We start from the raw sequence: 10,901 nt of genomic DNA, 5'->3' as shown, positions 1-10,901 counted from the left end.
AGCGGGGCGTGGCGGTACGGCGAGCCCGCCGCTTAGCTGGTCCCCACTCGTTCGACTGTGGCAACACCAGAGGGGCACGACCGCGGCGGGCTCGCCGTACCGCCACGCCCCCGACACCCACCCCCGGCGCCACACGGCCGGGATGCCCCGATATGTGCGGTTCGCATGGCAGCCTGTCCGTCGTCATCGCCCGCACTCCCGAAGGTGAGCACCATGACCACCCTGCACCTGGAGCACTCCGCACACACCCACACCCACGGCCCGGACTGCGGCCACGCCCCCGTCCCGCACGGCGACCACGTCGACTACGCGCACGACGGCCACCTGCACCGCGAGCACGGCGGCCACTGGGACGAGTGCGAGCCGGGGGGCCACGTCTCCCACCAGGAGCACGCACACCAGCACGGCCAGGACTGCGGCCACGAGAGCGTGCTGCACGGCGACCACATCGACTACGTCCACGACGGCCACCGCCACGCCGAGCACAACGGCCACTGGGACGACCACTGAACCAACAGACAAGGAACGGCAGCTCCCCACACGGGGAGCTGTCGGCCTATCGTGGCCCCGGTCACGTTTCACTCCTCCACTGGACTACATACCGACCGGTCGGCATGATGGTGCAAGACCTGTTCGTCCATTCACAGGAGTGATGTATGAGCCCCGACCACCCGCCCGGACTCGATCTCGACCGGCTGCGCGGTCTGCTCGACCGCGAGCGGCCCGGTCTGGTCACCGCCCCCCTGTCCGGCCGGCTGATCGAGGGCGGACGGTCGAACCTCACCTACGCGGTCACCGACTCCACCACCAAGTGGGTCGTACGACGCCCCCCGCTGGGCCACGTCCTGGCGACCGCGCACGACATGAAGCGCGAGCACCGGGTAATCAGCGCGCTGCACCCCACCGACGTACCGGTACCGAACCCCGTGCTCCTCTGCGAGGACGACGACGTACTGGGCGCACCCTTCTACGTCATGGAGTTCGTAGAAGGCACCCCGTACCGCACGGCCGACGAACTGCTCCCACTCGGCCCGGACCGCACCAGGGGCGCCGTCCTCGAACTGGTCGACACCCTGGTCGAGTTGCACGCGGTGGACCCCGCCGAGGTCGGCCTCGCGGACTTCGGCCGCCCCGAAGGCTTCCTGGACCGCCAACTGCGCCGCTGGGGCAAGCAGTTGGCAGCGTCCCGAAACCGCGAACTGCCCGGGGTGGAGGAGCTGCACGCAGCGCTGGGCCGCCGCCTCCCCACCTCCTCCACCCCCACGGTCGTACACGGCGACTACCGCCTGGACAACGTCCTCATCGGCAAGGACGACAAGATCAAGGCGATCCTCGACTGGGAGATGTCGACACTCGGCGACCCACTCACGGACCTGGGCCTGCTGGTGATGTACAGCATCCCGCTGGAACTGCCCAACTCCCCCATCTCCACGACCGCTTCGGCCCCCGGCCACCCCGCACCGGCCGAGCTGATCGAGCGATACGCCGAGCGCTCGGGGCGCGACGTGTCGTCGGTCGCCTGGTACACGGCGTTCGCGTGGTTCAAGCTCGCCGTGATCCTGGAGGGCATCCACTACCGCTACACCCTGGGCCAGACCGTCGGCCGCGGCTTCGACCGCATCGGCGAACTGGTACCGGTCTTCATCGAGCACGGCCTGACCACCCTTCAGGAAGGCTGATCCACCATGGACTTCGCGTTCGACGCACGCACCGAGGAACTGCGCGCCAAGCTCCTGGCCTTCATGGACGAGCACGTCTACCCGGCCGAAGCCGTGGCGGAAGACCAGCGCGCCCAACTCCCCTCCCCCTGGGACACCCCGGCCGTAGTAGGGGAGTTGAAGGAAGAGGCCCGCAGCCAAGGCCTCTGGAACCTCTTCCTCCCGGACGCCGAGTACGGCGCCGGCCTGACCAACCTCCAGTACGCCCCCCTCGCCGAAATCACCGGCCGCTCCCCCCACTTGGCCCCCACCGCCCTGAACTGCGCGGCACCGGACACCGGCAACATGGAGGTACTCGCGCAGTTCGGCGACGAACAACAGAAGAAGCAGTGGCTGGAGCCGCTGCTGGCAGGCGAGATCCGCTCGGCGTTCGCGATGACAGAACCAGAGGTGGCCTCCTCGGACGCCACCAACATCACGACCCTCATCGAGCGGGACGGCGACGACTACGTCATCACGGGCCGCAAGTGGTACATCTCCGGGGCGATGAACCCGGACTGCAAGATCTTCATCGTGATGGGCAAAACGGACCCGACAGGCGCCGACATCCGCCGCCAGCAGTCGATGATCCTCGTGCCCCGCGACACCCCCGGCGTCACGGTCAAGCGCGCGATGCAGGTCTTCGGCTACGAGGACCACTCCCATGGCGGCCACGCCGAGGTGATCTTCGACCACGCGCGCGTGCCGGCGACGAACCTGATCGGCGAGGAGGGCGGCGGCTTCGCCATCGCCCAGGCACGCCTGGGCCCCGGCCGCATCCACCACTGCATGCGACTGATCGGGATGGCCGAGCGGGCGATCGAGCTGATGTGCCAACGCGCCGTCTCTCGCGTCGCGTTCGGCAAGGCACTCGCGCAACAGGGCGTAGTCCACAACTGGATCGCGGACGCCCGGGTGGCCGTGGAGCAACTACGCCTGCTGGTCCTGAAGACGGCATGGATGATGGACACCGTGGGCAACAAGGGCGCCCACGCCGAGATCCAGGCCATCAAGATCGCCACGCCCCGCACGGTGGTGGGCATCCTCGACAAGGCGATCCAGCTGCACGGCGCGGGCGGGGTGAGCCAGGACTTCCCGCTGGCGGAGCTGTACGCGAGCGCCCGCACTCTGATGCTGGCCGACGGCCCGGACGAGGTGCACCAACGATCTCTCGCCCGCCGGGAGTTGAAGAAGTACCTGTAGCAGAACGAATGGGCTGGAAGAGGTATTGATACCCCCTCCAGCCCATTCCCCCCGAGGTGATGGTCAGTTGGGCGTACTCGCCTTAAGGGTCCAGCCCTGCCGGCAGGTGTGCCCGAAGGTCCCGATGTCACAGCCCTCGACGACGAAGACATACGCGCCGGTGTTCTGCTCCCGCACCCGGATCCGACCGCCCGTCCCCCCGCCGAACTCCCGCTGGGTCCCCCCGGGGTCGGAGGCGCTCGTCCAGCGGACCAGGAACGAGTCGTAGCGGTACGGAGCCGTCGTACCCCAGTTGAAGTAGGCGTAGCCGCGGTCCTCCCACGCGGCGACGACCATGTTCGGGCCCTGGCGCGGCGACCAGGTGGCGGTGCCGTAGGTGAAGTACTGGCGCTTCCCGGCGTAGGCACCGTTCAGGTACACGTCCTTGGTGTAGCTGGTCGGACAACCCAGCCACCCACCGGCCCCGCCGAGCGCGCTCCACCGCTGATAGATGTGCGCCTCGTTCACCGCGATACCGCACCCGGCCCGCGCCGGCGTCTGCGCGGCGGCCGGCACCGCCGCCGTACCGCCGAGAGCGAGCACGGAGCCCAGCACAACGCCCGTCAGGCGCCGCTTCGTTGACAGCATGGTGTTCCCCCGTTGGTTCCTGTCGGTCGGCCCGGCGGTGCGCCCGCCGTTCCGCTGCTACGAGCATCACGGCGACGGGGGCCGGGAGTTGAGGGGAAGCCCCCGGGCAGCGCCGGGGACCTCTCCCGGGTGGTCCGGGAAGCGTTCCCATGACACCCGGGTGCCGGGCCCCCACGATGGGACGCATGGAAGACCGCGACGGGCGCACCCGGCCCCACTCGGCCGCCGCGTACACGCTGTTGGGGATGGCGGCACTCCAAGTGGCGGTCGGGACGGTCGCGTTGGCGGCAGCAGATGTCTCCCTCGCCGACCTGGTCCACTACGACATGGTCGTCGACCTCGCGGTGGGCCTCGCCTACCCGGTCTGCGGCACGGTGATCGCCCTGCACCGCCCCCGCAACCCCATCGGCTGGCTGCTGATCGCCTACGGTCTGGGCCACGCCTTCACGGGCATGTCGATCGGACTGGGCGTCGAGGGACTGCGGTTGGGCTGGCCGCCGGACGTACTGCACGCGGTGACGACCGTAGGCCGCCACAGCTGGATCCTCGGCAGCTCCACGGCGTTCGTACTGGTCTTCTTCCTCTTCCCCGACGGTCGGCTGCCCGACCGCCGCTGGCGCTGGGCGCTGGCCGCCCAACTCCTCTCCTCCCCCCTGGACTTCGCGATCTGGGCGCGGGACGACTGGGGCCTGTTCCGCGGCACACCGGCCCAGCCCTCCTACCTCCCGGTGCCGGCCGGCTGGATGCCCGTCCTGCGGGACGTCGAGACCGCCAAGGCCTGCCTGGTGCTGGCCGCCGTGTTCGCCGTCATGGCCGTCCGCCACCGGCGCGGCGGCGAACAGGACCGCCGCCGACTCCTGTGGCTCATCGCGGGAATGTTGCCGCTGGCCCTGAGCGTGGCCCTGCAGATCCTCGGTTTCCCGGCCGTCTACACCTCGTGCTGCACCCTGTTCCTGCCGACCGCCATCATGATCGCCGTGGTCCGCGAGGAACTCCTCGACATCCGCCTCGTCGTCTCCCGCAGCCTCCTCTACGGCACCCTCACGGTCGGCGTGATCGTCACCTACGTGGGCCTCGTCACCTCCGTGCAGGCCCTCCTCAACCCCGACCCCGCCCTCCTCGGCCCGGCGTTGATCACCGTCACCCTGGCCCTCGCCTTCGCCCCCGCCCGCCGCCTCCTCCAACGCATGGTCGACCACGCCCTGTACGGCGACCGGCACGACCCGGTGCGCGCGGTCTCCCGCATCGGCGAACGGCTGGCCGGCACCGGAGTGAACGCGATCCCCGAGGCGGTCGGCGAGGCACTGCGGCTGCCGTACGTCTGCGTGGAGTCGAAGTCCGGGGTGACGGACGGCAGTTGGGGCGAACCGGGCGAACGCATCCACGCCATACCGCTCGACTACGACGGCCGGACCGTAGGCGCGCTGGTGATCGGACTGCGCCCCGGCGAACAACAGCCAACGCCCGCCGACCTGGCCGTGCTCGAACTGCTCGCCGTACCGCTGGCCGCCGCGCTCCACGCCACCGACCTCACCCGGCAGTTGCAGCACTCCCGCGAACGCATCGTGGCCGCGCGCGAGGAGGAACGGCGGCGGATCCGCCGCGATCTGCACGACGGCCTCGGACCGACCCTCGCCGGAGCGGCCTTCCAGGCGGACGCCGTCCGCAATCTGCTGACGTTCGATCCGGAACGAGCCGCGCTGCTGCTGGCAGAACTGCGGTCCGAGGTCGGCGGCGCGGTCGCGGAGGTACGCCGCCTGGTGGACGGCCTACGGCCCCCTGATCTCGACCAGTTGGGGCTGCTGGGCGCACTGCGCGAACGTGCGGTACGGCTGTCCTGGCGCGCGGACGGCATCCCGCTCCAGGTGCGGGTCCAGGCACCCGAGCGGCTGCCGGCACTGCCCGCCGCGGTCGAGGTGGCCGCCTACCGCATCGCGATCGAGGCGCTGACCAACGCGGCCCGGCACGCCCGCGCCTCCCGCGTCGACCTGTACATCGAGATCGGCGACGGCCTGCGCCTGGAGGTGTGCGACGACGGTTCGCCGACGGGCGAGGAGACCACGTGGACCCCGGGCGTGGGCATCACGTCGATGCAGGAACGCGCTGCGGAGCTGGGCGGCCGGTGCGTGGCGGGGCAGGGACGGGTGGTGGCGACGCTGCCGCTGGGAGGGGCGCTGTGACGGATCGGGAACCCGGCGACGAGGAGGACACCGACACGCTGCGGGTCGTACTCGCCGACGATCATCCCGTGGTCCGCACCGGGCTGGCCGCGCTGCTGGAGTCCGTGCGGGACGGAACCCCGCGGGTGCGGGTCGTCGGGGTCGCGGCGAGCGGGCGGGAGGCGGTGCGGGCGGCGGTGACCCTGCGTCCGCACGTCATGGTGATGGACATCCGGATGCCGGACCTCAACGGCATCGAGGCGACCCGCGAGATCGGCCGGGTCGCGCCCCGGGTGGCGGTGCTGATGCTCACCATGGTCGAGGAGGACGACTCGGTGTTCGCCGCGATGCGGGCGGGCGCCCTCGGCTATGTCCTCAAGGGCGCGGGCCAGGACGAGATCGTCCGGGCGATCCGCGCGGTGGCCGCCGGTGAGGCCATCTTCGGCCCCGGTGTGGCCCGGCGCGTGCTCGGCCAGCTCAGCAGACCGCCCGACCGGCCCGACCCGTGCCCGACACTCACCCCGCGCGAACGGGACGTACTCGCCCTGATCGCCGACGGCGAGCCCAACTCGACGGTGGCCACCCGGCTGGGTCTGTCCCCCAAGACGGTCAGCAACCACATGTCGGCGGTCCTGGCCAAACTGGGCGTCGCGGACCGCGCGGGGGCGGCGGCCTGGGCCCGGGAGGCGGGACTGGGCCGCCCACCGGACACGTGAACGCGTGTCAGGGGCGCAGTGCCCGCAGCAGCAGATCCGCGAGGTGGTCGGCGACTTCCTGCGGGCTGAGCGGACCGCCCGGCCGGTACCACGTCGACAGGTGGTGGACCGAGCCGAAGTGGTAGTCGACGACGAGGTCCGCCGGGGTCGCCGTGGAGAAGACGCCCTCGCGCTGGCCCTCCTCGACGAGCGCGCGGAAGCGCTCGTGGTAGCGGCGGCGCTCGGCGCGCACCTGTTTGTTCTTCTCCGGGCTCAGATGGTGCATGGACCGGAAGAAGATCGACGCGTCGTCGAGGTTGTCGATGGTCGTCACCACGACGTCGGCCGCAGCCGCCCGCAGTCGCTTCTCGACCGGCTCGTCGGCGCCCGCGAACACCTCCAGGCGCTCCATCTGAACGCGCAGCACGCGCGCGTACACCTCGTGCAGGAGGTCGTCCTTGGAGCCGAAGTAGTGGTAGAGCGCCCCCTTGGTGACCCCCGCGGCCTCGACGATCTCCTGCACCGAGGTGCGGTCGTAGCCCTGCTCGGCGAAGAGCCGGGTGGCGGCGGCCAGCAGCCGCTGCGGGACGGGAGCCCCGTCTCCGTCGGTCGTCCTGGGCACTGCCGCCACCTGCCTTTCCTAGGTGTTCACTCGCTGTCGTGCGACCGGGAACGCAGTTCCCGCCGGAGGATCTTCCCACTTGCCGTCTTCGGCAGCTCGGGCAGGATCTCCACCTGGCGCGGGTATTTGTAGGCGGCCAGTCTCTCCTTGCAGTACACGGCGAATTCATCGGGGTCGGTTTCGGCGCCCGGACGGAGACTGATGTACGCCTTCACTGTCTCGCCCCGGTACCCGTCGGGCACCCCGACGACGGCCGCCTCGCGCACCGCCGGGTGGGTGTACAGCACGTCCTCAACCTCGCGCGGCCACACCTTGAAGCCGGACGCGTTGATCATGTCCTTCTTGCGGTCGACGACGTACAGCCAGCCCTCGGTGTCCATGAACCCGATGTCGCCGGTGCGCAGTTCACCGTCCGGGAAGGTCTCGGCGGTGGCCTCGGGGCGCCGCCAGTACCCGGGCACGACCTGCGGCCCGCGTACGACGATCTCGCCCTGCTCCCCGAAGGGGACCTCGTCGCCCTGGTCGTCGAGGATCCGTACGACGGTGTCGGGTCCCGGTACGCCAACGGCCAGCGTCCCGGACGCGGGGTCGACGGGCGCCTCCAGCTGGGGCGGCACGGAGGCGCAGGGCGCGGTGCACTCGGTGAGGCCGTAGCCGTTGCGGATGTACGGCCCGAAGCCGGCCCGGAACTTCTCGACCAGGGCGGGCGGTACCGGCGCGCCGCCGGAGGAGATGTTCCGGAAGGACGCGAAGTGCTCGCGGGTGACGGCCGGGTGCGCGGCGAGCGCCATGAAGGCGGTGGACGGGCCGACCGTGTAGTGCGGCTTGTGCTCGGCGAACGCGTCGAGCACGACTCCGCCCTCGAAGCGGTACGCCAGCACCAGCGAGCCCCCGCTGACGAGCGAGGCACCGAGCTGGCACACCATCCCGGTGATGTGGAACAGCGGCGCCATCGCGAAGTACACGGGCGGGTCAGGCAGTCCCAGCCCGGTGCGCTGCCGTTCGGCGTTGTAGAGAATGTTGCCGTGGGTGTTGGTGGCGCCCTTCGGGGTACCGCTCGTCCCCGAGGTGTAGCTGATCAGCGCGATGTCGGAGGGCACCGGGGCGGGCACGTCGGGCGCCGTGCGCCCCTCCTTGGCGACGACCACGAGATCGGCCGCGTCCTCGGCCTGCGGAAGCCGCTCGAAGGTGAGCACGCGCGCGTCGTCGCGAGTCTGGAAATCCAACTCACACGCAGTGAGCACGGTCCGTACCGGCGACCCGCTCTCCTCGGCGGCAGCCGCGGTCTCGCGCAGATAGGACTCCCACGCGCGATCGGAACAGATCAGCGCGGCGACCTCGCCGTCCCGCAGGACGTGACCGACCTCCCCCGACTTGTACATAGGGTTGACGGGCACGACGATCGCGCCCGCCTTCCAGGCACCGAGCAGAGCGAGCACGAAGTGCGGCGAGTTCTGGAGCAGGATCGCGACCCGGTCACCGTGCTCAAGCCCCCGCGCGGCCAGGTACCCGGCGACGGAGTCGCTCAGCTCGTCGACCTCGCGATAGCTGAGCCGGCCGTCGAAGTAGGTGAGGAAGGTGCGGTCGGGCGTCTCGGCGACAACGCGTCGCAGGGCGTGCACCAGCGAGTCGTCGGGAGTGATCGGCCCTCGCTGGGCCTCGTTGAGCAGGCCGACCCAGGGCCGGGCGGCATAGCGGGAGTCGGTCACTCGCCGGCCTCCCACTTCTGCTGGATGTGGTTCATGGTGGTCAGCCAGCGGTCCGGTTCGGTGGCCCTGTGCTGGTAGTACCCGGCGACCTCGGGGTGCGGCAGGATCAGGAAGCGGTCCTCCTCGATCCCCGCCATCAGCGCGTCCGCCACGGCGTCGGGCTCGATCGCGGTCGGCTTCAGCACCAGGTCGCCCGCAGTGCCGGTGGCGGCCAGCATGTCGGTACGGACGCCCTGCGGACAGATGGCGTGGACCTTGATCCCACGGTGCCGGTACGTCAGCGACAGCCACTCGGCGAAGGCGTACGCACCGTGCTTGGTCACGCTGTAGGGCGCGGCTCCGATCATGGTGAGCAGCCCCGCGGCCGACACGGTGGACACGAACCGCCCGCTCCCCCGCTCCAGCCACCCCGGAATCAACGCCTCCGCCGCCCGCACATGGGCCATCACGTTGACGTCCCAGGCCTGCGCCCACACCTGCTCACCGGCGGCTTCGGACCCACCGGAGCCGAGCCCGGCGTTGGCGCAGTAGATGTCGACGGTGCCACCGAGCGCGTCCCGGGCCTCACCGACAACGGCGGAGGCGTCCCCCGGCACGGCGATCCCGCCGATCTCGTCGGCGACGGCTTTCGCACGATCACCGTCCAGGTCGTTGACGACGACCCGAGCCCCCTCGGCGGCGAACCGCCGCGCGAGCGCAGCACCGATGCCACCCCCGGCCCCCGTGACGACTACCCCGGCACCCTGAACGGCTTCCACCATCGGTCTCCTTCGACTGCGGCTCCACTGCCCAGCCAGACTAACCGGTCGGTATGTAACACCGGAAGGGCGGATTCTCTTAGGGGCGCGGGGAACGGCGCGAGCAAGCACACACAGCCCGCAGCCGACAAACCACACGCAATAGCCCATAACGTGCCGACATGCCCCTCACCAGAAGAACCCTCCTGGCAGCAACCCCGGCGGCAACCCTCACTCCGGCACCACCCAAGAAAACCGCACTGCGCACCGGCTTCGAACAACTCACCGCACACGACTACGCCCAGCTCGGCGGCCAACGCATCGGGATCGTCACCAACCCCACCGGCGTCACCAGAGACACCCACCACATCGTCGACGTCATGCACGCCAGCCCCCACGTGAACCTCACCGCGGTCTTCGGCCCCGAACACGGCTTCCGAGGCACCGCGCAGGCAGGCGGCTCCGAAGGCCGCCCCACCGACCCGGCCACCGAACTCCCCGTCTACGACACGTACTCGAAGAGCGGTCGGCAACTCGCCGACATCTTCAAGACCTCCGCCGTCGACACCGTCGTCTTCGACATCCAGGACGTGGGCGCCCGCTTCTACACCTACATCTGGACCCTGTACGACTGCATGGAGGCGGCCCGGCTCGCCGGCAAACGCTTCGTCGTGCTCGACCGCCCGAACCCGGTGACCGGCCGTGCTGCCCAAGGCCCGGTCCTGCACCGGGAGTTCGCGACCTTCGTCGGCCGGCAGCCGATCGCGCAGGCGCACGGGATGACGGTGGCGGAGCTGGCCCGGCTGTTCAACGGGGAGTACCTCACGAAACCGGTACCCCTGGAGACCGTACTGATGACCGGCTGGAAGCGGTCGGAGTTCTACGACGCCTGGTCGCTGCCGTGGGTGCCGCCGAGCCCCAACATGCCGACACCGGACACCGCCCTCGTGTACTCGGGGACGTGTCTCTTCGAGGGGACGAACCTGTCCGAGGGGCGCGGCACCACCCACCCCTTCGAACTGCTCGGCGCGGAGGGCGTCGACGGCCGTTGGGCGGCTGCGGTGAATCAACTCGCCCTGCCCGGCGTGCACTTCAGGGAGGCCTACTTCGCGCCGACGTTCTCCAAGTTCCAGGGGAAGACGGTCGGTGGTGTGCAGATCCATGTGCACGACCGGGCCGTGTTCGACCCCGTGCGCACCGGGATCGCGCTGCTGGTGACCGCCAAGAAGGTCTGGAGCGGCTTCCGTTGGCGCTCGGACCACTGGATCGACGACCTCACCGGGTCCGCGCGGGTGCGTACGGCAATCGACGCGGGCGCGGGCACCGACGACGTGGTGGCGCAGTGGCAGGAGGAGTTGAGGGTGTTCCGGGGGATTCGAACTGAATATCTCCTCTACAAGTGACTCGTGACGTATGGCCAATCTTCACCGGTAGCGGGACGATGCGCCCACA

General features: G+C 70.2%; 10 protein-coding genes. 6 read left to right on the top strand and 4 right to left on the bottom strand.

Annotation, left to right across the window (positions count from 1 at the left end):
* Positions 1-213 precede the first annotated feature (213 nt).
* From JHN45_RS32320 to JHN45_RS32310, 3 genes are all read left to right on the top strand, one after another.
* Complete coding sequence (locus tag JHN45_RS32320) at positions 214-510, top strand: hypothetical protein (RefSeq protein ID WP_200715533.1); 297 nt, start codon at positions 214-216, stop codon at positions 508-510.
* A 146-nt stretch (positions 511-656) separates the two neighbouring features.
* Positions 657-1,679 carry a phosphotransferase family protein gene (locus tag JHN45_RS32315; protein ID WP_201052358.1) on the top strand — a complete coding sequence of 341 codons (1,023 nt, stop codon included), beginning with the start codon at positions 657-659 and terminating at the stop codon, positions 1,677-1,679.
* A 6-nt stretch (positions 1,680-1,685) separates the two neighbouring features.
* Positions 1,686-2,900 (top strand): acyl-CoA dehydrogenase, encoded by a 1,215-nt coding sequence (locus tag JHN45_RS32310; protein WP_200715531.1) that lies wholly within the window; start codon positions 1,686-1,688, stop codon positions 2,898-2,900.
* A 63-nt stretch (positions 2,901-2,963) separates the two neighbouring features.
* Here JHN45_RS32310 and JHN45_RS32305 read toward each other — a convergent pair whose 3' ends face one another.
* Entirely contained in the window at positions 2,964-3,527 is a 564-nt protein-coding gene (locus JHN45_RS32305; RefSeq protein WP_200715530.1) for a hypothetical protein, read from the bottom strand.
* A 185-nt stretch (positions 3,528-3,712) separates the two neighbouring features.
* Here JHN45_RS32305 and JHN45_RS32300 point away from each other — a divergent pair, with 185 nt between their 5' ends.
* Positions 3,713-5,707, top strand: coding sequence for a sensor histidine kinase (locus tag JHN45_RS32300; protein ID WP_201052356.1), 1,995 nt, complete (start codon positions 3,713-3,715; stop codon positions 5,705-5,707).
* A complete protein-coding gene (locus JHN45_RS32295) occupies positions 5,704-6,402 on the top strand; it encodes a response regulator transcription factor (protein ID WP_200714571.1) in 699 nt (232 codons plus the stop codon). Before JHN45_RS32300 ends, JHN45_RS32295 begins: the two co-directional genes overlap by 4 nt.
* 7 nt (positions 6,403-6,409) lie before the next feature.
* Here JHN45_RS32295 and JHN45_RS32290 read toward each other — a convergent pair whose 3' ends face one another.
* From JHN45_RS32290 to JHN45_RS32280, 3 genes are read right to left on the bottom strand one after another with little or no spacing between them, the layout of a single operon-like run.
* Positions 6,410-7,003: a TetR/AcrR family transcriptional regulator gene (locus tag JHN45_RS32290; RefSeq protein ID WP_200714572.1), complete on the bottom strand. Its 594-nt coding sequence runs from the start codon at positions 7,001-7,003 to the stop codon at positions 6,410-6,412.
* A gap of 26 nt (positions 7,004-7,029) precedes the next feature.
* Positions 7,030-8,712 (bottom strand): class I adenylate-forming enzyme family protein, encoded by a 1,683-nt coding sequence (locus tag JHN45_RS32285; protein ID WP_201052354.1) that lies wholly within the window; start codon positions 8,710-8,712, stop codon positions 7,030-7,032.
* On the bottom strand, positions 8,709-9,473 hold the full coding sequence (locus JHN45_RS32280; RefSeq protein WP_200714574.1) for an SDR family oxidoreductase: 765 nt from the start codon (positions 9,471-9,473) through the stop codon (positions 8,709-8,711). Before JHN45_RS32280 ends, JHN45_RS32285 begins: the two co-directional genes overlap by 4 nt.
* A gap of 158 nt (positions 9,474-9,631) precedes the next feature.
* Between JHN45_RS32280 and JHN45_RS32275 the strand changes: the two genes are divergently transcribed.
* Positions 9,632-10,852, top strand: a complete 1,221-nt coding sequence (locus JHN45_RS32275) for an exo-beta-N-acetylmuramidase NamZ domain-containing protein (protein ID WP_201052352.1) — start codon at positions 9,632-9,634, stop codon at positions 10,850-10,852.
* Positions 10,853-10,901: the final 49 nt, after the last annotated feature.

Source organism: Streptomyces sp. MBT53 (assembly GCF_016654115.1).
Classification (GTDB): domain Bacteria; phylum Actinomycetota; class Actinomycetes; order Streptomycetales; family Streptomycetaceae; genus Streptomyces.
The sequence above is the reverse complement of the archived record's forward strand: the minus strand, read 5'-3'. Positions and strand labels throughout refer to the sequence as shown.

What these genes read in the sequence shown, in the direction of transcription:
- JHN45_RS32280 (WP_200714574.1), bottom strand. Translation starts at nt 9,473, where the DNA reads ATGGTGGAAGCCGTTCAGGGTGCCGGGGTAGTCGTCACGGGGGCCGGG.
- JHN45_RS32275 (WP_201052352.1), top strand. Translation starts at nt 9,632, where the DNA reads ATGCCCCTCACCAGAAGAACCCTCCTGGCAGCAACCCCGGCGGCAACC.
- JHN45_RS32310 (WP_200715531.1), top strand. Translation starts at nt 1,686, where the DNA reads ATGGACTTCGCGTTCGACGCACGCACCGAGGAACTGCGCGCCAAGCTC.
- JHN45_RS32300 (WP_201052356.1), top strand. Translation starts at nt 3,713, where the DNA reads ATGGAAGACCGCGACGGGCGCACCCGGCCCCACTCGGCCGCCGCGTAC.
- JHN45_RS32320 (WP_200715533.1), top strand. Translation starts at nt 214, where the DNA reads ATGACCACCCTGCACCTGGAGCACTCCGCACACACCCACACCCACGGC.
- JHN45_RS32305 (WP_200715530.1), bottom strand. Translation starts at nt 3,527, where the DNA reads ATGCTGTCAACGAAGCGGCGCCTGACGGGCGTTGTGCTGGGCTCCGTG.
- JHN45_RS32315 (WP_201052358.1), top strand. Translation starts at nt 657, where the DNA reads ATGAGCCCCGACCACCCGCCCGGACTCGATCTCGACCGGCTGCGCGGT.